We start from the raw sequence: 21,298 nt of genomic DNA on the forward strand, positions 1-21,298 counted from the left end.
CCGTCACTCCTTGGCGGCCAGGGACTTGAGCGCGAGGTTCAGCTTGAGGACGTTCACCCGGGGCTCTCCGAGGAAGCCGAGCGTGCGGCCGTCGGTGTGCTCGGCGACGAGCCTGTCGACGGCGGCGACGTCGAGGTGGTTGCGGGCGGCGACCCGGTGCGTCTGGAGTTCCGCGTACGCCGGCGAGATGTGCGGGTCGAGTCCGGAGCCGGAGGAGGTGACCGCCTCGGCGGGGACGTCGGAGGGCTCGACCGTGTACCCGTTCACCGAGTTGTCCTCGATGACGGCCTGCCGGGCGCTGAGCACCTTGTAGCAGAGGGTGGCCCGTTCCTCCTCGGTCGGGTACGCGGAGAGCCTGGCCGGGCACTTCCCGTCGACGGCGCCGCTGTCGCCGGAGAGGTTGGTGGCGCCGGAGAGGATCAGCTCGTACTGGGTGTTGACGCTGTTGGCGCCGAGTCCGTTGGCCGGGCGCGGCTGGAACCAGCGCAGGTCGGCCCGCGGGGTGTCCTCCGCGTTCTTGAGCGGGAGGTTGTACGACTGCCCGATCAGCTCGGAGCCCACCACCTCGCCCGTGGCCGGGTCCTTGAGCTCGGAGCCGTTCGCCTTGGCGGGGAAGAGGGCCTGGGCGACGCCGGTGACCGCGAGCGGGTAGAGGACCCCGCACACGAGGGTGAGGACGAGCAGGGCGCGCAGGCCCGCTCCCAGCAGCCGGCCGGTGTTCACTGCGGAGTTGTTCATGACGCGATCAGCACGCTTTCTGGTTAACGCAGCCCGGGGACGAGGGAGAGGAGCAGGTCGATGATCTTGATGCCGACGAAGGGGGCGACCAGGCCGCCGAGTCCGTAGATCCCGAGGTTGCGCCGCAGCATCCGGTCCGCGCTCATCGGCCGGTAGCGGACGCCCTTGAGGGCGAGCGGGACCAGCGCGACGATGATCAGCGCGTTGAAGATCACGGCGGAGAGGATCGCGGACTGCGGGGAGGACAGGCCCATGATGTTGAGCGTGTCGAGCCCCGGGTAGACCACCGCGAACATCGCCGGGATGATCGCGAAGTACTTCGCCACGTCGTTGGCGATCGAGAAGGTGGTCAACGCGCCCCGGGTGATGAGGAGTTGCTTGCCGATCTCGACGATCTCGATGAGCTTGGTGGGGTTGGAGTCCAGGTCCACCATGTTCCCGGCCTCCTTGGCGGCCGAGGTTCCGGTGTTCATCGCCACGCCGACGTCGGCCTGGGCGAGGGCGGGGGCGTCGTTGGTGCCGTCGCCGGTCATGGCGACGAGCTTGCCGCCCGCCTGCTCGCGCTTGATGAGGGCCATCTTGTCCTCGGGGGTGGCCTCGGCGAGGAAGTCGTCCACGCCCGCCTCCTCGGCGATGGCCTTGGCGGTCAGCGGGTTGTCGCCCGTGATCATGACCGTCCTGATGCCCATCCGGCGCAGCTCCTCGAACCGCTCCCGCATGCCGTCCTTGACGACGTCCTTGAGGTGGACGACGCCGAGGACGCGTGCGCCGTCGGCGTCCTCCAGGGCCACCAGCAACGGCGTGCCGCCGGCCTGGGAGATCCGGTCGGTGAGTTCCTGCGCGTCGTCTGCGACCCGGCCGCCCCGCTCCTTCACCCAGGCCACGACCGACCCGGTGGCGCCCTTGCGCACCTTGCGTCCGTCCACGTCCACGCCCGACATGCGGGTCTGCGCCGTGAAGGCCACCCACTGCGCTCCGACCAGCTCGCCCTGGTGGCGCTCCCGCAGGCCGTACTCCTCCTTCGCCAGTACGACGACGGAGCGGCCCTCGGGGGTCTCGTCGGAGAGGGAGGAGAGCTGGGCCGCGTCGGCCAGCTCGGCGGCGGTCACCCCGCGCACCGGAAGGAACTCGGCCGCCTGCCGGTTGCCCAGGGTGATGGTGCCGGTCTTGTCGAGCAGCAGCGTCGACACGTCGCCCGCCGCCTCGACCGCCCGGCCGGACATGGCCAGGACGTTGCGCTGGACCAGGCGGTCCATGCCCGCGATGCCGATCGCGGAGAGCAGTGCGCCGATCGTCGTCGGGATCAGGCAGACCAGGAGCGCGACCAGCACGATCATCGACTGGGCGGCGCCCGCGTAGGCGGCGAACGGCTGGAGGGTGACGACGGCCAGCAGGAAGACGACGGTGAGCGACGCGAGGAGGATGTTCAGCGCGACCTCGTTGGGCGTCTTCTGCCGGGCGGCGCCCTCGACCAGGTTGATCATCCGGTCGATGAAGGTCTCCCCCGGCTTCGTCGTGATCCTGACGACGATCCGGTCGGAGAGGACCTTGGTGCCGCCGGTCACCGCGCACCGGTCACCGCCCGACTCCCGGATGACGGGGGCCGATTCGCCGGTGATCGCGGACTCGTCGACCGAGGCGACGCCTTCCACCACGTCGCCGTCGCCGGGTATGACGTCGCCCGCCTCGCAGACGACCAGGTCTCCGATGCGCAGCTCCGCGCCCGGCACCCGCTCCTCGTCGGGCCCGGTCATCCGGCGGGCCACGGTGTCCGACTTGGCCTTGCGCAGGGTGTCGGCCTGCGCCTTGCCCCGGCCCTCCGCGACGGCCTCGGCGAGGTTGGCGAAGAGGGTGGTGAGCCACAGCCAGGCGGTGATCGCCCAGCCGAACCAGTCCCCCGGGTTCAGGAGGGCGAAGACGGTCGTCAGCACGGAGCCGACCTCGACCACGAACATCACCGGTGACTTGACCATCACCCGGGGGTCGAGCTTGCGCAGCGCGTCCGGGAACGACTTCAGCAGCAGCTTCGGGTCGAAGAGCCCTCCGCCGACCCGGCCGCCACCGCCGTCAGGGGCGGGTCCCGCGGGGGTCTCCTGGTGCGGGGCCACGGTGGTCGTACTCATGAGGCGAGCCCTTCGGCAAGCGGTCCCAGCGCGAGCGCGGGGAAGTAGGTGAGACCGGTGATGATCATGATGGTGCCGGCCAGCAGGCCGGTGAACAGCGGCTTCTGGGTACGGAGCGTGCCCGCCGTCTCCGGGACCGGGGTCTGCTCGGCGAGCGAGCCGGCCAGGGCGAGGACGAAGACCATCGGCAGGAAGCGGCCCAGCAGCATCGCGATGCCGATGGTCGAGTTGAACCACTCGGTGTCCGCGCCGAGCCCGCCGAACGCGGAGCCGTTGTTGTTGGCGCCCGAGGTGTAGGCGTACAGGATCTCGGAGAAGCCGTGCGCCCCGGAGTTCAGCATCGAGTCGCGGGGGCCGTCCAGCGCCATCGCGACGGCGGTGAAGCCGAGGACGAGGGCCGGGGTGATCAGGATGTAGCAGGCGGCGAACTTGATCTGGCGGGTGCCGATCTTCTTGCCCAGGTACTCGGGCGTGCGTCCGACCATCAGCCCCGCGATGAAGACCGCGATGACCGCCATGACGAGCATGCCGTACAGGCCGGAGCCGACGCCGCCGGGGGCGATCTCGCCGAGCTGCATGCCCAGCAGGTTGAGGCCGCCGCCGAGGCCGGTGTTGGAGGAGTGGAAGGAGTTCACCGCGCCGGTGGAGGTGAGCGTGGTGGCGACCGAGAAGATCGCCGAGCCGCCGATGCCGAAGCGGGTCTCCTTGCCCTCCATGGCTCCGCCGGCCAGGTCGAACGCCGGTCCGTGGTGGGCGGACTCGGTCCACAGCATCAGCGCGGTGAAGCCGAGCCAGATCGTCGCCATCGTGGCGAGGACGGCGTACCCCTGCTTGAGCGAGCCGATCATGCGCCCGAAGGTGCGGGTCAGCGCGAAGGGGATGACGAGGATCAGGAAGACCTCGAAGAGGTTCGAGAACGCGGTGGGGTTCTCGAAGGGGTGGGCGGAGTTGGCGTTGAAGTAGCCGCCGCCGTTGGTGCCCAGCTCCTTGATGACCTCCTGGGAGGCGACCGCGCCGCCGTTCCACTGCTGGGCGGAGCCGTCGAACTGGCCGACCGCGTGGATGCCGGAGAAGTTCTGGACGGCACCGCAGGCGACCAGGACGAGGGCGCCGATCACCGAGATCGGCAGGAGGATGCGGACCGTGCCGCGCACCAGGTCGGCCCAGAAGTTGCCGAGTTCACCGGTGCGGGACCGGGCGAAGCCGCGGACGAGGGCGGCCGCGACCGCCATGCCGACGGCCGCCGACACGAAGTTCTGCACCGCGAGGCCGCCGGTCTGCACGACGTGGCCCATGGCCTGTTCGCCGGAGTACGACTGCCAGTTGGTGTTCGCCACGAAGGAGGCGGCGGTGTTGAAGGCCTGGTCCGGGTCGATCGAGGAGAAGCCGAGCGAGCCGGGCAGGCTGCCCTGCACCCGCTGCATCAGGTACAGGAAGAGGACGCTGACCAGGGAGAAGGCGAGGACGCCGCGCAGGTAGGCGGGCCAGCGCATCTCGGTGCCGGGGTCGGCGCCTATCGCCTTGTAGATCCACTTCTCGACGCGCAGATGCCGCGTCGAGGAGTAGACACCGGCCATGTGGTCGCCGAGCGGGCGGTACGCGAGCGCGAGGGCCGCGACGAGTGCGAGGAGCTGGAGCACTCCGGCGAGGACGGGAGACATATCGGGCTCAGAACCTCTCCGGGTACACAAGGGCGAGGATCAGATAGCCCAGCAGGGCGACGGCCACGATCAGGCCGACGACGTTCTCGGCGGTCACAGCTTCGTCACCCCCTTGGCGACGAGTGCCACCAGCGCGAAAACCGCGAGCGTGGTGACGACGAAGGCCAGATCGGCCATCGCGGACTCCTGGATGCAGTGGGTGAACAGAGGCAGGTCTCACGACCGGGGCCCACGACCTGCGCCGTGCGCCCCGGGATGAGCCAAGCCCCTCGCACCCCCCTTCTGACCTGCGTTGACGCACCCCTGACGCGGGTGGTGCCGCTCTTGACGCGTCCTGTACGAGCCTTGACGCCCTCCATACGCACCCCCGCCCCCGTCCGTGCCTGCGGGGCGCACGGGCAGGGCTCCGGGGCCGGCCCCGGAGCGCACGGGAGCCGGCCTCCTGGACCGCGGCCCGCCGGACCGGGCCGCCGGACTCGGCGCGGTCCCGTTGACCCGGGGGCCCGATTGAGCCAGCGTCGGTACCGGCCCGTCCCGCCCGCCCTTCCTGGAGGTACGCATGAGGATGCTGATCAACGTTCCCGAGAGTGTCGTCGGCGACGCGCTGCGGGGCATCGCCGCCGCGCATCCCGAACTCGCGGTCGACGTCAAGAACCGGGTGGTCGTACGGCGGGACGCGCCGGTGGCCGGGAAGGTGGGGCTGGTCTCCGGGGGCGGCAGCGGGCACGAGCCGCTGCACGCGGGGTTCGTGGGGCCGGGGATGCTGTCGGCGGCCTGCCCCGGGGAGGTCTTCACCTCGCCGGTGCCCGACCAGATGGTGCGCGCCGCGGCCGCCGTGGATTCCGGCGAGGGCGTCCTGTTCGTCGTCAAGAACTACACCGGTGACGTGCTCAACTTCGACATGGCCGCCGAGCTCGCCGAGGAGGAGGGCATCCGGGTGGCACGGGTGCTGGTGGACGACGACGTCGCCGTGACCGACAGCCTCTACACGGCGGGGCGGCGCGGCACCGGGGCGACCCTCTTCGTGGAGAAGATCGCCGGGGCGGCGGCGGACGGGGGCGCGCCCCTGGAGCGGGTCGCGGAGGCCGCCCGGAAGGTGAACGACTCGGCGCGCAGCTTCGGCGTGGCGTTGAGCGCCTGCTCGACTCCGGCCAAGGGCAGCCCGACCTTCGAACTCCCGCCGGGTCAGCTCGAATTGGGGATCGGCATCCACGGCGAGCCGGGCCGCGAGCGCCGCGCCATGATGACCGCTCGGGAGATCGCGGACTACACGGTGGACGTGCTCCTGGACGACCTCCGCCCGACCGGTCCGGTCCTGGCACTCGTGAACGGCATGGGGGCGACTCCCCTGTTGGAGCTGTACGGGTTCAATGCCGAGGTGCAGCGCGCCCTTTCGGGCCGGGGGGTGGCCGTGGCCCGTACCCTCGTCGGGAACTACGTCACGTCGCTCGACATGGCGGGCTGTTCGGTGACGCTGTGCCAGGTCGACGAGGAGCTGCTGCACTGGTGGGACGCACCGGTGCAGACGGCCGCCCTGCGCTGGGGACGGTGAGCCGACGTGCCGTCGGAAGCTTTCCAGGAGAGGACTGTGATGCTGGATTCCGCGTTCTTCCACCGCTGGACGGTCGCCGTGGCCGCCGCCGTGGACCGGGAGGCCGACCGGCTGACGGAGCTGGACTCCGCGATCGGGGACGCCGACCACGGCAGCAACCTGCGGCGGGGCTTCGCGGCCGTCGCCCGGGCGCAGGGCGAGGAGCCGCCGGGCTCCCCCGGCGCCGTGCTCGGCTCCGCGGGCCGGAAGCTGATCTCCACGGTGGGCGGGGCCTCCGGTCCGCTGTACGGAACCCTCCTGCGCCGCACGGGCAAGGCCCTGGGCGAGTCCGCCGAGGTCTCCCTGCCCGCGTTCGCGGCGGCACTGCGCGCCGGAACGGACGCCGTCGCCCAGTTGGGCGGTGCGGCTCCCGGCGACAAGACGATGCTGGACGCGCTGCTTCCGGCGGTGGACGCGCTGGAGGCGGCGGCGGAGCAGCAGGAGGACGTCGCGGCCGCTTTCCGCGCCGCCCGGGACGCCGCCGAGAGCGGTGCCCTCGCCACCGTGCCGCTGCGGGCGCGCAAGGGGCGGGCCAGCTATCTCGGGGAGCGCAGCGTCGGCCACCAGGACCCCGGGGCGGCGTCCGCCGCACTCCTCTTCCATACGCTCGCGGAGACCGCCGAGGCCGGCCGATGAGCGGCGCGAGGGTGGGCCTGGTGCTGGTCTCGCACAGTGCGGCGGTGGCCACGGCCGTCGCCGAGCTGGCGCGGGGCCTGGCGGGCGGCGGGCCGACCGCCCCCGTCGCGGCGGCGGGCGGCGACGTCGACGGGGGCCTGGGCACGAACGCGGACCTCGTCGCCCGGGCCGCCCACGAGGTGGACGAGGGCGCGGGGGTGGCGGTCCTGGCCGACCTGGGCAGCGCGGTCCTGACGGTGAAGTCCCTGCTCGCCGACGGGGACGAACTGCCCCCGAACACGCGCCTGCTGGACGCCCCCTTCGTGGAGGGCGCGGTCGCCGCCCTGGTCACCGCCTCGACGGGGGCGGACCTGGACATGGTGGCGGCGGCCGCCTCGGAGGCGTACACCTACCGGAAGACGTGAGCACGGCGCCCCCTCGGGGGCGCGGGGAACCGCGCGAGCAACCACCACCGACCGCCCCGCGCGGCCGCCCCCCTCAGTGCCCGGCGGGCGTGACCCCCACCCCCGCCACCCCCAGCGCGAACTCCCCCGGCTGCGCGAACCACGTCGGCTCGTCCGCCAGCGCCTGCTCGATCCGGAACGTCGCGAACTCCCGCATCCCGGGCAGTGCGTCGACCTCGAACCAGCCGACCTCCAGCGACTCGTCGTCGTTCACCCGGGCCTCGCCGCCGGTCGCCCGGCAGGCGACGGTCACGTCCATGAACTGGCAGATGTCGCCGTTCCCGTACTGCACGGCCCGCAGCGTCTGCACGAGCACGACCCGCTCGACGACGCACTCGACGCCGGTCTCCTCGTACACCTCCCGGACGGCGGCCTCGGCGGGCTGCTCCCCCGGCTCGGGAATGCCGCCGACGACGGACCACTCCCCGTTGTCCGACCGCCGCCCGAGCAGCACCCGCCCCCGCTCGTCGAAGACGACGGCGGTCACGCCGGGGAGGTAGAGAAGCTGGTGCCCGGCAGTGGCACGGATGTTCTTGATGAAGTCGGGAGTAGCCATGCTCCCGACCCTAAGGGACCGGACACGGCACCTCCTCAGGCGCCCTGCGCGCCCCGGCGCACCCGCACCCGCCGGACCACCGCCCCCACCACGCCCGCCGCCCCGAGCAGCCCGAGGAAGACCTCGGGCCCGATGCCCAGCCGGGTCGCCGGGGTCAGGGACGACCGCAGCGGCACCTTCGCGACCAGCGCGTCCGGCACGAACATGCCGGTCTGCTGGACGACCGTGCCGTCCGGCCGGATGACCGCGCTGACGCCGCTGGTCACCGGCACCAGGACCGCCCGCCCGTGCTCGGCGGCCCGCACCCGGCTCATCGCGAGCTGCTGGTAGGTCATCTCGCTGCGTCCGAAGGTGGCGTTGTTGCTGGGCACGGCGATGACCTGGCCCCCGTGCAGCACGGTGTCGCGCACGGCGTCGTCGAAAGCCGCCTCGTAACACGTCACCAGGCCGACCCGGGTGCCCGCCATGTCGAAGACGCCGACCTTCTCGCCGGGGCCGAAGTCGCGGCGCACCCGGTCGACGTCCTTGCTGAAGACGCGGGCGACCTCCCGCATCGGCATGTACTCGCCGAATGGCTGGATGTGCCGCTTGTCGTACGTGTCGACGGGGCCGCGTCGCGGGTCCCACTGGATGAGGGTGTTGCGCAGCGGGCCCTTCTCCGGCGTGAGCACCGCGCCGATCGCGACCGGGACGCCGATCTTGCGGACGGCCCGGTCGATGACGGCGCGTGCGTCGGCGTTGCGGTACGGGTCGAGGTCGGAGGAGTTCTCCGGCCAGACCACGAAGTCGGGCCCGGGCTTCGTACCGGCCGCGACTTCGTCGGCGAGCTGCTCCGTACGCCGGGCGTGGTTGTCGAGCACCGCACGCCGTTGGTCGTTGAAGTCCAGGCCCAGGCGGGGCACGTTGCCCTGGATGAGGGCGGCGGTCGCGGTGCCGTCCTCGGCGGAGTCGTCCAGCAGCGGACGCGTGGCCAGCGAGGCGATCAGCGGAACGACGACGGCCAGTGCCGCCGCCACCGCCCCGGCGCGCGGGAGCCGCTTCGTACGCCGGTACGCCAGGGCCTGCCTGACCGCCTCGTAGAGGCCGAAGCCGCACAGTGCGACCGCGAAGCCCACCAGCGGGGTGCCGCCGAGCGCGGCCAGCGACAGGAACACGCCGTCCGCCTGCCCGAAGGCGATCTTGCCCCAGGAGAAGCCCTCGAAGGGGAAGCGGGCCCGCGCGCCCTCCCCCACGATCCACAGCCCGGCCGCCCACACGGGCCAGGCGGGCAGCTTGGAGGTGCCCGCGACGCCCATGCCGACGAAGCCCACGAAGACCGCTTCGGCGATGGTCAGCGCGATCCACGGAACCGGCCCCACCTCCTCGCCGGTCCAGGACAGCAGCGGCAGCAGGAAGCCGAGCCCGGCCACCAGCCCGAGCCCGAACCCGGCCCGCGGCCTGCGCCCGTGCAGGGCCCAGCCGAGCAGGGCGAAGCCGGGCAGGGCCAGCCACCACAGGGGGCGGGGCGGGAAGCTCGCGTACAGCAGCAGCCCTGACACGGCGGCCGCGAGGGTGCGCACCAGCCACATTCCTCGGCGGGGTGCGGCCGGGGCAGGTTCCGGCGGGGCTGCTACGGGGGTGATGGTCGCGCTCACCCGGCGGAGTCTACGGTGGCCGCAGCCCGCGTGAGCAGGGCGGTCCCGCCCGTGGGCCGACCGGGAAGCATCGTTCCTGCGGTGTCCTGCGCGCTGCGTCCGCCCGGGGCCCGGGGCCGCTCCGCCCCGCGGCTCGCAGCATGGGCGCGACCGCTGCGCTCCGCGGGCGGACCTCCAGGGGCGCGACCAGCCACGACGCATCCGTCCCCGGCCCCGCCGGTCCGTTCCGGCCCCGCCGGTCCAGGGGCGGGCGGCCGGGGCGGCGGCCCGGCGACGACGGCCCCGCCCGCCCCGTGCCTCAGCGGTCCGCCGGGCCCAGCCCGCACCGGCTCCGGATCACCCGTACCGCCTCCGCCGCGCCGTCCACCGTCACGGTGAAGGTCCGCCCGTCGCCGAGTCTGAGCACCACCGCCTCGCCCCGCCGGACGACCACCGCCATCCCCTGCTCGGGCCGCCACCGGTAACCCCAGCCGCCCCACTGGCGGGGCGTGACCCGGGGGTCCAGTTCGGCCCCCACCACGTGCGACAGCGGAATCCGCCGCCGTGGCAGCCCGATGTGGCCGCAGCGCACCTCCAGGGCCTGGTCGTCGACCCTGACCGCGACGTGCACGAAGGCGAGCGTCCCGAAGATGACCAGCAGCCCGACCGCGATGCACCCCACCACGGACATGACCAGCGGCACGGCGCCGTGCGTCCCGGACGAGTCGACGGCCAGTTCGATGCCGAGGGCCAGGAACGCCGCGCCGGCGGCCGCGAGCAGCCACTGGGCGCGATTGGTGGCACGGCCCTGCCAGACGGCGGTGCCGGTGGGGGCGGACTCGCTCGGGAGACCGTCGGCGTCGTCAGCGCGGGGGAAGTCCCTCATGCGTAGCAGCGTACTCACGTTCCGCGGTCATGGCAGCGAGCAGACGGCCCTCGGTGTACGCGAGGGCCGGGGCGGTGAGGCCCGCGGAACGCCGTCCGCTCAGCAGAACCGTCAGGCGGGACGCCGGATCGGCGGCCGGCGCGGGCTCCAGACCGGCCCTGCGCAGAGCCTGCGCGGCCACCGCTTCCGCCGACCCCATGAGCGTGAGCGGGGCCGGGGAGCCGGGCCGCCGCAGCGCCGCCCGGATGCGGTCGGCGACCAGTTCGTAATGGGTGCATCCCAGGACGACGGTCCTCACCTGCGGCGGGGTCAGCGCGGCCGCGGCCGCCACCGCGCGGTCGATCGCCTCCTCGTCGGCGGTCTCCAGGGCGTCGGCGAGTCCGGGGCAGGGCACCTCGGTGACCTCCACGCCCTGCGCGAAGTCGCGGATCAGCCCGCGCTGGTACGGGCTTCCGGTGGTGGCCGGGGTCGCCCAGATCGCGAAGGGGCCGCCCGAAGCCGCGGCGGGCTTGATCGCGGGAACCGTCCCAATCACCGGAATCCCCGGCTCCAGTTCGGCCCGGATCGCGGGCAGGGCGTGCACGGTCGCGGTGTTGCAGCCGATGATCAGCGCGTCGGGCCCCTCGGCCGCCGCCGCGCGGGCGACGGCCAGCGCGTGCGCCCGGATGTCGTCGGGGGTACGCGGCCCCCAGGGCATTCCGTCGGGATCGGAGGCGACGACGAGGTCGGCGTCCGGGCGCATGCGGTGCACCGCCGCGGCCGCCGCGAGCAGGCCGATCCCGGAGTCCATGAGCGCGATCTTCACCCAGTCACCTTAGACGACCGGCCCGAAACTCCCCCGTGAGCCCTGCGCGCGCCCCCGGAAGCCGTCGCTCCTGCGGCAGACTGCGACGGGTGAGCGTCGTCGCGTGGATCGCCGTGGGATCACTGACCGTCTGGCTGTGGCTGCTGCTGTGCCGGGGCTTCTTCTGGCGCACCGACCAGCGCCTGCCGCCGCGCGCCCGCCCCGCCGAGGGGCAGTGGCCGTACGTGGCCGTGGTGGTGCCCGCGCGCGACGAGGCCGAGGTGCTCCCCGACAGCCTGCCCTCGCTGCTGGCCCAGGACTATCCGGGCGGCGCCGAGGTGATCCTGGTGGACGACGGCAGCAGCGACGGCACCGGCAAGCTGGCCCGCGCGCTGGCGGGGCGCCACGGCGGACTGCCGCTGACCGTGGTCGCCCCGGGCGAGCCGGAGCCGGGGTGGACGGGCAAGCTGTGGGCGGTGCGCCACGGGATGGCGGCCGCCCGGGAGAGCAGCCCCGCGTACCTGCTGCTCACGGACGCCGACATCGCCCACGAGCCGGACAGTCTGCGGGAGCTGGTGGCCGCGGCGCTGCCGGACGCCCAGGGGCGCGACGGCTTCGACATGGTCTCCCAGATGGCGCGGCTGCGGGTGAGGACCCCCTGGGAGCGGCTGATCGTCCCGGCCTTCGTGTATTTCTTCGCGCAGTTGTATCCCTTCCGGTGGGTCAACCGGGGCACGGGGCGCACGGCGGCCGCCGCGGGCGGCTGCGTGCTGCTGCGCACCGAGACGGCCGTGCGCGCACAGGTGCCCGAGTCCATTCGGGGAACGGTCATCGACGACGTGTCGCTGGCCCGTGCGGTGCGCCGGTGCGGCGGGCGGATCTGGCTGGGGCTGGCCGAGCGGGTGGACAGCGTGCGCCCGTACCCGGGCCTCGGCGACCTGTGGCGGATGGTCGCCCGCAGCGCGTACGCCCAACTGCGGCACAACCCCGTCCTGTTGCTCGGTACGGTCCTCGGCCTGGCCCTGGTGTACCTCGCGCCCCCGTACGCCCTGGCCACCGGGCTGCTGACCGGCGACACGGCGGCCGGGTGGGCGGGGCTCGGGGCCTGGGCGGTGATGGCGGCGACGTACCTGCCGATGCTGCGCTACTACCGCCAGAACCTGGCCCTGGCCCCGCTGCTGCCGGTCACGGCGCTGCTCTACGCGCTGATGACGGTGGACTCGGCCGTGCGGCACCACCGGGGCCGGGGCGCGGCCTGGAAGGGGCGGACGTACGCCCGTCCCGGGACCGCGCCCGACCGCTGATCCCGCGACGGGTGGGAAGCGGGGGCTACTTGCGGCCCGGGGTCCAGTTCATGCCCCAGCCGTAGGCCTGGTCGACGGTGCGCTGCGGGCTGACCCCGCGCTGCGGCACCAGGTACTGGGCCTCACGACGGACCGTCAGGTCGCCGTTCTCGTAACTGATCAGGGCGAGCGCGGCGACGGTGGAGGGCACCGTGCACTCGTCGAGGGAGAAGTCGATGGGCGCGCCGTTCTGCGGGGTGAGCGTGACGGTGGCGTGCAGGTCGGCGAAGGAGCGCGCGCCCTCGTAGATGGTGACGAAGATCAGGACGCGGCGCAGCCGGTCCTTGTGGTCGAGGTTGATGGTGAGGTTCTCGCCGGAGGAGACCGCTCCGGTGCGGTCGTCGCCGTCGAGGTGGATGTACGGCGGCTGGTTCAGCGCGCCGAAGGCGTTGCCCAGCGCCTGCACGACGCCCTTGCGGCCGTCGGTGAGTTCGTAGAGGGCGCACAGGTCGAGGTCGAGGTCGGCGTGCTGGGCCATGGCGCGGCCGAGCTTGCTGCCCCAGCCCTTGAACTGCTTGCGGGACTCCCAGTTGAGGTTGACGCGCATGGCGCCGCCGGTGCCGCCCTGCTTGGCCAGCGAGACGGTCGGCGAGGACTTGGTGAGCGTGACCTTGGTCAGCCGCACCGGGGAGGGGGCCGCGGCGGCGGGCGGCGGCGTCGCGTGCGAGGGCACCGGGGCGGACGGCACGGTGGGGGCCGCGGGCATGGTCGGAGCCGTGGGCACCGGCGCGGGCGGCGGGGTGGAGCCGGGCGCCGTCGGCCACACCGGGGCCTGGGGGGTGGCGGAGGCGGTGGCGGGCGTGGGCCAGGACGGGGCGGTGGGGATCGTGGGGGCCGGGGTCACCGGGGCGGGCGCCGGAGCCGGCTGCTGCGGTTCGTCGACCGTGATGCCGTAGTCCGTCGCGAGCCCCTCCAGACCGCTGCTGTACCCCTGGCCGACGGCGCGGAACTTCCAGGCGCCCTGCCGGCGGTAGAGCTCGCCGAGGACGAACGCCGTCTCCACGGTGGCGTCCCGGCTGTCGAAGCGGGCGAGCTCCGCGCCGTTCGCCGCGTCGAGGACGCGGATGTGGAGCCCGGGCACCTGCCCGAAGCTGCCGCCGTCGGCGGAGGCGGCGAGCACCACGGTCTCCACGGCGCTCTCCACGCGCGCCAGGTCGACCCACACGGTGTCCGTGACGATGCCGCCCGCGCCGGGCCGCTTGCCGTCGTGCCGGACCGCGCCCGAGGCGTGGACGGGCTGGTTGTAGAAGACGAAGTCGGCGTCGGAGCGCACCCGCCCGCCGGTGAGCAGCAGCGCCGACGCGTCGACGTCCGGCACCCCCGGCCCGGACCCGCGGCCCACTTCGATGCGCACGGACTGTGCCGGCACCGGCACATTGGTTCCCTTAAGCATGGACATGCTCGCCCCCAACGCGAGTCGAAATGAACCGTTCCTTACCCGATCCTGACGCCACAAGACGACCGATTTTCCCAAGTTCGCTCTGATTAGTGACCCAGGGCTACCCAGAACGCGCGAAACAACACTCTTACCGGACTCCCCTTACAGAACATCTTGGGCTTAACTTATGTGCCATGACCTCCCCCCGCTCCACCTATGGCGGCGGTTACTATTCCGCCCCGTCCTTCCCGGACACCCCGATCTACGACTCTCTCGTCGCGGAGCGCGGTACGCCCCAGATCGCCCCGATCCGGGTGCCCGCCATGTACGACACCGGCAACAGCCATCTGCCGGCCCTGCCGGCTCTGTCGTCGGGCCTTCCCGCACTGCCGGCCGCACCCTCCCACCCGCAGCCCGGGTACGGCTATCCCCAGCCCGCACAGGCGCAGCCCCCGGCCGCTTACCAGCAGGCGCCGCACCTCCAGCAGGCCCCGGCGCCGCAGCTGCAGAACGCGCCCGCCCCGTACATCCCGCAGCAGGCGGCCCCGCCGCGCGGCTACCAGGGCGCACAGCAGCCCCCGCAGATGCAGCGCCCGCAGCCGCAGCGACCGGTCGCGCCGCAGATGCAGCAGATGCAGACGCAGATGCAGCAGCCCCAGCAGCAGCCGCAGCGCCCGGTCGCGCCCTCCGGGTACGAGGCGATGCGCCCGGTGGCCCCGCGCCCCGCACCGGCCGCGGCGCCGTACGAGGACCCGTACAACCGCCAGTACCAGCAGGGCGGTCGGGGCTACTAGCCCCTGTCGGCAGCGGCGCACCGGAGGCTCGCAGCAGGCTCGGACAGATGTCCGAGCCTGCTGGCAGGATGGGCCCATGACCAACGACGTGTCGGTGCACGCGCTGCACTTCTATCCGGTGAAGGCGACGCGGGGCTGCGCTCCCCGCGAGATGGCGATCGAGCCGTGGGGGCCGGCGGGAGACCGCCGCTGGCTGGTGACCGACGCGTCGGGCAGGGCCGTCACCCAGCGCGAGTACGCGCGGATGGCGCTCGCCTCCTCGGAGCCGCTGCCGGGCGGTGCGGTCCGGGTGTCCGCCCCCGGCCGCGAACCCCTCGACGTTCCCGTGCCGCAGCCCGTGCGCACGGTGCCGGTGGTCCTCTTCGGCGAGACGTACGAGGCGGTGCCCGCCGGTTCCGCGGCCGACGCGTGGTGGAGCGCGTACCTGGGCGTCGAGGCCCGCCTGGTGCACCTGGACGATCCGGCCGTCCGCCGCCCGGTCGACCCGGCCTTCGCCGAGCCGGGCGAGACGGTGAGCTTCGCCGACGGCTTCCCGCTCCTGGTCACCACGCTGGCCTCGCTGGACGCCCTCAACTCCCTGATCGCGCAGGGCGATCTGCCCGACGAGGGCCCCCTTCCGATGAACCGGTTCCGGCCGAACGTGGTGCTCGCGGGAGCCGCCCCGTGGGCCGAGGACCAGTGGCGGCGGATCACGATCGGCGGTCTCGCCTTCCGGGTGGCGAAGCCGTGCGGGCGCTGCGTCGTCACCACCACCGACCAGGCCACCGCCGAGCGCGGCAAGGAACCGCTGCGCTCGCTGGCCCGGCACCGCAAGTTCGGCAAGAGCCTGGTGTTCGGCCAGAACCTGATCCCCGAGACGGCCGGTGTGCTGCGGATCGGGGACCCGGTGGTGGCCGAGGCGCCATAGAGTTCTGTCCCGATTCGGCCGAATGAGCGGGCCCCTCGCCGGGAACTCGCCGATGCGGCAGGCGCGTTGAGCCGGCGCGGAAGGGGATCGGGACGGTGCGAGCAGCGGACGGGCCGCGAGGGCCCGCGACGGAAGCGCGGCGGGTCCCGCCGGCCCGCGCCCGCCGGACGGCTTCGGGCGTGTGGCGCTGGCGGCACAGTCCGCTGTGCCGCCCCACCGACCGGGCCGAGGCCTGGGTGGCGCTGGTCGCCCTGGTGCTGATCGGCGTCGCCGCCCCCGCCGTCGGACTGGTGACGGGCCTGCGGGCGAACGCCTCGCTCCAGCGGGAGGTGGTCGAACAGCACCGGGAGCGGCACGCGACGACGGGCACCGTGCTGCGGCCGGCGCGCGAGGGAAGCCGCCCCGGCGGCGCGCAGGCGGGCGCCGGGTACGCCGGGCCGGTCACCGTGCCGGCGAGCTGGACGGCGCCCGACGGCAGCGCACGCACCGGGCGGGTCGCCACGGTCCGCGGCAGCGCCGAGCCGGGCGACACCTTCCCGCTGTGGACGGACGACCGGGGCCGGCTCGTGAACCGTCCCGTGACCGCCTCGACGGCCACCGAGCAGGCGGCCCTGACGGGCTTCGGGGCGGGCGCCGTGTCGGCCGGACTCGCCCACTGCGTACGGCTGCTGGTCGTACGACGGCTCATGCGTCGGCGGTACGAGCGGCTCGACCGGGCGTGGGCGAAGGTCGGCCCCGAGTGGGGCAGGGCGGGCACGGGCGGCTGACGCCGCGGCGACCCGGTCAACCGCGCCTCCCCCGCGCGCTACGGTGGTGCAGCGAGATCAGCGCGAGCAGCGGGACGCACGAGGTGGGGGCACGCACACGCCATGGCACAGGGCACGGTCCAGGTGACGCACTCCGGCACTTCCAGGTGGCGGCGCCGCACGGGTGAGTACGACTCCCTCGCCGCCGCCCTGGAGGCCGCGGGGGACGGCGACGTCCTCACCATCGCTCCGGGAACGTACCGGGAGAACCTCGTGGTGCGGCGCGCGGTGACGCTGCGCGGTGTGGAGGGTGCGGCCGGGTCGGTGCGGATCGCTCCGACGGACGGTGTGGCGCTGACGGTGCGCGCCTCCGCGGTGGTGCAGGACCTGAGTCTGGAGGGCCAGGACTCGGCGGCGCCCGCCCTGTCGGTGGAGGACGGCACCCCGGAGTTCGAGGGGCTGCGGATCGTGACGCGCTCGGCCGTCGGCATCGAGGTGCGCGGGGCGGCCCGGCCGACGGTGCGCCGGTGCACGGTGGACAATCCGGGCGGCGTCGGCATCGGCGTACTGGACGGCGCGGGCGGCCTGTTCGAGGAGTGCGAGGTCGTCGCGGCCGGACAGGCGGGGGTGTCGGTCAGCGGCGGGGCGCATCCCCGGCTGGAGCGGTGCTCGATCCATCACACGTCGGGCTCGGGGCTCGCGGTGACCGGCGACGGCTCCGGGGTGGAGGCGATCGGCTGCGAGATCTACGAGGTCAAGGGCACCGGCGTGCAGGTCTCCTCGCGCGGCGCGGGCCACCTGACGGAGTGCTCGGTGCACCGGACCTCGGCGGACGGCCTCACGCTCGACTCGGACGCGGTGCTCACGCTCTCCGACTGCGACATCCACGACATCCCGGAGAACGCGATCGACCTGCGCGGCCGCGCGGTCCTGACGCTGTCGCGCACGACGGTGCGCCGCTTCGGCCGCAACGGGCTGTCCGTGTGGGACCCCGGCACCCGGGTCGACGCCAACGGGTGCGAGATCCACGACAGCACGGGCGATTACCCGGCGGTGTGGGTCAGCGACGGCGCGACCGTCGTGCTGGACTCCTGCCGGGTGCACGACGTGCCCGACGCGGTCTTCGTCCTGGACCGGGGTTCGCGCGCGGACATCGTCGACAGCGACCTCTTCCAGGTGCGCAACACCGCCGTGTCGGTGAGCGACGGGGCGACCGCGCAGCTCGACGACTGCCGGATCAAGGAGGCGTCCACGGGCGCCTGGTTCCGCGACCACGGCAGCGGCGGCACCCTCGCGGGCTGCACCATCGACGCCGTGCAGACCGGCGTCATCGTCACCAAGGGCGCCGACCCCCGGATAGAGCGCACCACGGTCAACTCCCCCGCCGAATCCGGTTTCTACGTCTCCGCGGAGGGCCGCGGCACCTTCCACGCCTGCCGGGTCGCGGGCAGCAGCGGCTACGGCTTCCACGTCATGGACGGCTGCCGTACGACGCTGACGCGCTGCCGCACCGAGCGGTGCGTGCGCGGCGGTTACGAGTTCGCCGAGGACGGCCCCCTGGTCGAGGACTGCACCAGCGACGAGAGCGCCGTCAGGGCGGCGGCGGTCGAACCGCCGCCCGCCGTCCGCACGGCCGTCCAGATCCCCGGGCTGCTCTCCACCGTCCCGGTGGCGCGGCCCGTGACGGCCGTCCCTGCCGCACCGGTCGACCCTCAGGACGCCCGTTCCTCGCAGGACGTGCTCGGGGAGCTCGACGCGCTGGTCGGCCTGGAGAGCGTGAAGCGCGAGGTGCGGGCGCTCACCGACATGATCGAGATCGGCCGGCGCCGCCAGGAGGCGGGCCTGAAGGCCGCGTCCGTCCGCCGCCACCTGGTCTTCACCGGCTCCCCCGGCACCGGCAAGACGACCGTGGCCCGGCTGTACGGAGAGATCCTGGCCTCCCTCGGGGTGCTGGAGCGCGGGCACCTCGTGGAGGTGTCCCGGGTGGACCTGGTCGGCGAGCACATCGGGTCCACCGCGATCCGCACCCAGGAGGCCTTCGACAAGGCGCGCGGCGGGGTGCTGTTCATCGACGAGGCGTACGCGCTCTCGCCCGAGGACTCCGGCCGGGATTTCGGCAAGGAGGCCATCGACACCCTGGTGAAGCTGATGGAGGACCACCGGGAGGCGGTGGTGGTGATCGTCGCGGGCTACACGGACGAGATGGAGCGCTTCCTGACCGTCAACCCCGGTGTGGCGTCCCGTTTCTCACGGACCATCACCTTCTCCGACTACGAGCCGGACGAGCTGCTCAGGATCGTCCGGCAGCAGGCCGACGACCACGAGTACCGGCTCGGGACGGGCACGCCGGAGGCACTGCTGAAGTACTTCACGGCGCTGCCCAAGGGCCCCGCGTTCGGCAACGGCCGTACCGCCCGGCAGACGTTCGAGTCGATGGTGGAGCGGCACGCGGGCCGGGTCGCCCAGTTCACCGAGGTGTCCACGGACGACCTGACCCTGCTCTACCCGGACGACCTGCCCGAACTCCCTTAGCCGTGCGGGGTGTTCTGCCGGGGCAGGTTCGTCTCCGGCAGCCGGTCGAGGAGTGCGTCGCGCTCGGCGGCGAAGACGGGGTCGGCCTGGTAGTCGGAGTGGCCGAGGATCGGTGCGGGCAGGGGGTGCGTACGGGTGCGCCCGTAGGCGAGGGGGTCGAGGAGCGCGTCGTGGTCCACGGGGTGGCGGCCCTCGTCGGGGACGACGCGGACCGGGCCTCCTATCGGGTCGGTGTGCCGCCAGAGGTTGCGCCAGCAGTCGACCTCGTCGTGCAGGTGGCGCAGGCAGGCCGGGCCGAAGTAGGCCGGGAACCAGCGTCCGTACAGCCGCTCCAGCGGAGCGCCGTACGTCAGCAGGGCCACCCGGCGGCGGGTGCGCCGCGGGAGCTGCCACACGGCGGCCGCGGCCAGCACGCTGCCCTGGGAGTGGCCGGAGATGACCAGGCGGCCCCGGGTGCGTTCGGTCCAGGTGGCCATCCGCCAGGTGAGGTCGGGCACCGCGCGTTCCGCGTAGCAGGGCGGGGCGAAGGGGTGGGCGGCGCGCGGCCAGAACGTGCCGACGTCCCACAGGATGCCTATGGTGCGGCGCGCCTTGGGGTCGCGGTAGGCGCGCCGCCCCCAGGTGACCAGGAGCAGGAAGCCGAAGCCGATCAGCCAGGAGCCGAGCGACTGCGCGGTGTGCGCGACGGCCTCCACCGGTGACGGGGTGCCCTCGGCGGCGCGGCCGGGCACCTCGTCGTACAGGACGGCCCCGGTCAGGGCGATGCCGCCGAGGACGAGGGTGGCTCCGGACAGTGCGGCGAGCATGCGGGGGGCGTGGTCGGTGAGCTCGGCGGCGGCGCGGGCGAGGGCGATGCGGCCGGTGCGCACGGGGTCGGGCCGCTCGGTGGGGTGTCCGGCCTCGACGACGGGGCGCAGCGCGGCGCGCAGCCGCCAGGTGCGCACCCCGTAGTACAGGGCGAGCGCGAGCAGGACCAGCAGCAGCGGCGGGATGACGGAGGCCTGCCAGGTCAGCAGGACCGGCGGACCGGCGAGGGGTGCGTCGGGTCCGGTGGCCATGCCGGGGGTGCCGGAACCGTCGAGCCAGTCGGCGACGCGCTGGGCGACACCGCCGGTCATGACGCCGCCGAGCGCGCAGGCCAGCATGGCGACGGCGGGTCCGCCGAGTCCGCGCATGGCGGTGCGGGCGACGGGCGCGCGGCGGTCGAGGAGCACGGCGGTCACGGCCAGCGCGAGGACCAGCAGCAGTTGGGCGAGGGTGAGCAGGCCGAACGACCGGGCCCCGCCGTCGAGCCGGCCCACCGAACTCCACGCCGGCCGGGACCAGCCCGCGTACAGGACGGCGAGGACCAGCCCGACGAGCGCGCCGGCCGGGAGCAGGCCGACCAGGGCGCGGTCCAGGGCGGTGTCGAAGCGGGACTCGGTGCGGCCGCGCCGGCACACCACCCAGACCACGACGGCCGCACCGGCCAGGAGTGCTCCTTGGAGGGCCCAGCCGCACACGTCCAGGACGGTGCTGTCCGCCGCGCGGTCGTGGCGGGCGGTGGCGGCGGTGAGGGCCGCGGCCACGACGAGGAATCCGGCGGCGGTGTGCGCGGCGCGCAGCCGGGCGACGAGGCGGCGCCCGTACCAGAAGCCGGGGCGGCCGAGTGCGGGCCCGGCCGCGTCCTCCTCGGCGCCCGGCAGCGGCTGCTGGGACTCGTAGGCGCTCCAGGTGCGGTGCGAGAGGTACCAGAGCAGCCCGGTGAGGGCGGCGGGGACGAGCGCCGCCAGCGCGATCCGGCGGCCCGGCTGGCTCCACCAGCCGCCGTGCGCGGTGGACAGGAAGCCCAGCCAGGACTTCTCGCCGGAGCAGGACGCGGAGCCCGCGCACTGCCAGGCGGTGAGGTCGAGGGCCACCTCGCAGGCCGCGGCGACGAGCAGGAGGGTGAGGGTGAGGGCGACGAGGCGCACCAGGACGCCGTAGAAGCGGACGGTGCGGGCGCTCCCCCCGGCGGTGGGGCGCATCCAGTGCGCGAGGTTGACGACCATGAAGGGCAGCAGGAGGAGCCACAGCGCCCGGATGCCGTTGCCCGAGGTGAGGTTGGACCAGACGTACGCCTCGGGGATCGGCTTGTTCCGGTGGTCCCCGGGGCGGTCCTCGGCGTCGACGTCCTCGGTGCGGCGGAACACGGCGGCGGTGGCGTCGCCGGTGACGCGGGTGGTGCGCGGGTCGCCGAGCATCTCCTCGGGGGTGGCTCCGCCGACGCCGTGCACCAGGAGTTCCAGGGCGGGGGCGTCGGGGTTGGTGTCGGGATCGGGGGCTTCGGGGACACGGGGTCCGGGGGTGTGGGCGGGGGCGCGGCGGGTCTGCGGAGGGGGGCCGTCCGGGGCGGCGGGGGCAGCGGGCACTGCGGGACTCGCTCTCGTGCGTGTGCGAGGGGGCTCTCGTGCGGGTGCGGGTATGGGAGGCGCGGGTGGAGGGGAGGCGGGTGCGGCACACGGGGCCGTGGGCCGGCGGGTCGCCGTACCCCTGTTGTACCCGTCCGCCGTACCCGGCCACTCCCGGTCGCACCAGGGGTTTTCAGC

General features: G+C 73.8%; 18 protein-coding genes. 8 read left to right on the forward strand and 10 right to left on the reverse strand.

The genetic code is table 11. The features are described from left to right. Positions 1-3: 3 nt before the first annotated feature. The 4 genes from ACIP93_RS28765 to kdpF are packed head-to-tail and all read right to left on the reverse strand — an operon-like array spanning position 4 to position 4,619. The gene (locus ACIP93_RS28765) at positions 4-738 is read right to left on the reverse strand and encodes a potassium-transporting ATPase subunit C (protein ID WP_401763191.1); all 735 of its coding nucleotides are present in this window, start codon (positions 736-738) and stop codon (positions 4-6) included. Between the two features lie 23 nt (positions 739-761). Further along, a complete protein-coding gene (kdpB, locus tag ACIP93_RS28770; protein WP_401763194.1) occupies positions 762-2,861 on the reverse strand; it encodes a potassium-transporting ATPase subunit KdpB in 2,100 nt (699 codons plus the stop codon). Next, positions 2,858-4,522 (reverse strand): potassium-transporting ATPase subunit KdpA, encoded by a 1,665-nt coding sequence (gene kdpA, locus ACIP93_RS28775; RefSeq protein ID WP_345225577.1) that lies wholly within the window; start codon positions 4,520-4,522, stop codon positions 2,858-2,860. Before kdpA ends, kdpB begins: the two co-directional genes overlap by 4 nt. Before the next feature lie 7 nt (positions 4,523-4,529). Further along, entirely contained in the window at positions 4,530-4,619 is a 90-nt protein-coding gene (gene kdpF / locus ACIP93_RS28780; RefSeq protein ID WP_345225574.1) for a K(+)-transporting ATPase subunit F, read from the reverse strand. Positions 4,620-5,081: 462 nt separating this feature from the next. Here kdpF and dhaK point away from each other — a divergent pair, with 462 nt between their 5' ends. From dhaK to ACIP93_RS28795, 3 genes are read left to right on the forward strand one after another with little or no spacing between them, the layout of a single operon-like run. Further along, entirely contained in the window at positions 5,082-6,074 is a 993-nt protein-coding gene (gene dhaK, locus ACIP93_RS28785; protein ID WP_401763198.1) for a dihydroxyacetone kinase subunit DhaK, read from the forward strand. 39 nt (positions 6,075-6,113) lie between these two features. Then, complete coding sequence (gene dhaL, locus ACIP93_RS28790; protein WP_401763201.1) at positions 6,114-6,749, forward strand: dihydroxyacetone kinase subunit DhaL; 636 nt, start codon at positions 6,114-6,116, stop codon at positions 6,747-6,749. After that, positions 6,746-7,153, forward strand: coding sequence for a PTS fructose transporter subunit IIA (locus ACIP93_RS28795; RefSeq protein WP_345225566.1), 408 nt, complete (start codon positions 6,746-6,748; stop codon positions 7,151-7,153). Before dhaL ends, ACIP93_RS28795 begins: the two co-directional genes overlap by 4 nt. A 73-nt stretch (positions 7,154-7,226) precedes the next feature. Here ACIP93_RS28795 and ACIP93_RS28800 read toward each other — a convergent pair whose 3' ends face one another. The 4 genes from ACIP93_RS28800 to ACIP93_RS28815 form a co-directional block, all read right to left on the reverse strand. Continuing rightward, the gene (locus ACIP93_RS28800; RefSeq protein WP_345225564.1) at positions 7,227-7,748 is read right to left on the reverse strand and encodes an NUDIX domain-containing protein; all 522 of its coding nucleotides are present in this window, start codon (positions 7,746-7,748) and stop codon (positions 7,227-7,229) included. 35 nt (positions 7,749-7,783) lie between these two features. Then, positions 7,784-9,382 (reverse strand): apolipoprotein N-acyltransferase, encoded by a 1,599-nt coding sequence (gene lnt / locus ACIP93_RS28805; RefSeq protein ID WP_401763205.1) that lies wholly within the window; start codon positions 9,380-9,382, stop codon positions 7,784-7,786. A gap of 298 nt (positions 9,383-9,680) precedes the next feature. Then, positions 9,681-10,247, reverse strand: coding sequence for a hypothetical protein (locus ACIP93_RS28810; protein WP_345225560.1), 567 nt, complete (start codon positions 10,245-10,247; stop codon positions 9,681-9,683). Next, a complete protein-coding gene (locus ACIP93_RS28815) occupies positions 10,225-11,052 on the reverse strand; it encodes a glutamate racemase (protein ID WP_401763209.1) in 828 nt (275 codons plus the stop codon). The genes ACIP93_RS28810 and ACIP93_RS28815 overlap by 23 nt, the downstream gene beginning before the upstream one ends. Positions 11,053-11,141: 89 nt before the next feature. Between ACIP93_RS28815 and ACIP93_RS28820 the strand changes: the two genes are divergently transcribed. Then, the gene (locus ACIP93_RS28820; RefSeq protein WP_401763212.1) at positions 11,142-12,335 is read left to right on the forward strand and encodes a glycosyltransferase; all 1,194 of its coding nucleotides are present in this window, start codon (positions 11,142-11,144) and stop codon (positions 12,333-12,335) included. A 25-nt stretch (positions 12,336-12,360) separates the two neighbouring features. On the opposite strand, the gene ACIP93_RS28825 is transcribed toward ACIP93_RS28820, so the two are convergent. Continuing rightward, positions 12,361-13,773, reverse strand: a complete 1,413-nt coding sequence (locus ACIP93_RS28825; protein WP_345225552.1) for a TerD family protein — start codon at positions 13,771-13,773, stop codon at positions 12,361-12,363. 173 nt (positions 13,774-13,946) lie between these two features. Here ACIP93_RS28825 and ACIP93_RS28830 point away from each other — a divergent pair, with 173 nt between their 5' ends. The 4 genes from ACIP93_RS28830 to ACIP93_RS28845 all read left to right on the forward strand — a co-directional run bounded on the left by ACIP93_RS28830 (position 13,947) and on the right by ACIP93_RS28845 (position 18,731). Next, on the forward strand, positions 13,947-14,546 hold the full coding sequence (locus tag ACIP93_RS28830) for a DUF6643 family protein (protein ID WP_401763216.1): 600 nt from the start codon (positions 13,947-13,949) through the stop codon (positions 14,544-14,546). 76 nt (positions 14,547-14,622) lie between these two features. Beyond that, positions 14,623-15,453, forward strand: a complete 831-nt coding sequence (locus tag ACIP93_RS28835) for an MOSC domain-containing protein (protein WP_401763219.1) — start codon at positions 14,623-14,625, stop codon at positions 15,451-15,453. A gap of 95 nt (positions 15,454-15,548) precedes the next feature. Next, on the forward strand, positions 15,549-16,220 hold the full coding sequence (locus ACIP93_RS28840) for a hypothetical protein (protein ID WP_401763222.1): 672 nt from the start codon (positions 15,549-15,551) through the stop codon (positions 16,218-16,220). A 102-nt stretch (positions 16,221-16,322) separates the two neighbouring features. Further along, positions 16,323-18,731 (forward strand): right-handed parallel beta-helix repeat-containing protein, encoded by a 2,409-nt coding sequence (locus tag ACIP93_RS28845; protein ID WP_401763225.1) that lies wholly within the window; start codon positions 16,323-16,325, stop codon positions 18,729-18,731. Here the strand turns inward: ACIP93_RS28845 and ACIP93_RS28850 are convergent. Then, positions 18,728-21,121: a hypothetical protein gene (locus ACIP93_RS28850; protein ID WP_401763228.1), complete on the reverse strand. Its 2,394-nt coding sequence runs from the start codon at positions 21,119-21,121 to the stop codon at positions 18,728-18,730. The genes ACIP93_RS28845 and ACIP93_RS28850 overlap by 4 nt on opposite strands. Positions 21,122-21,298: the final 177 nt, after the last annotated feature.

It is taken from the genome of Streptomyces sp. NPDC088745 (assembly GCF_044751045.1).
Taxonomy (GTDB): domain Bacteria; phylum Actinomycetota; class Actinomycetes; order Streptomycetales; family Streptomycetaceae; genus Streptomyces; species Streptomyces cremeus.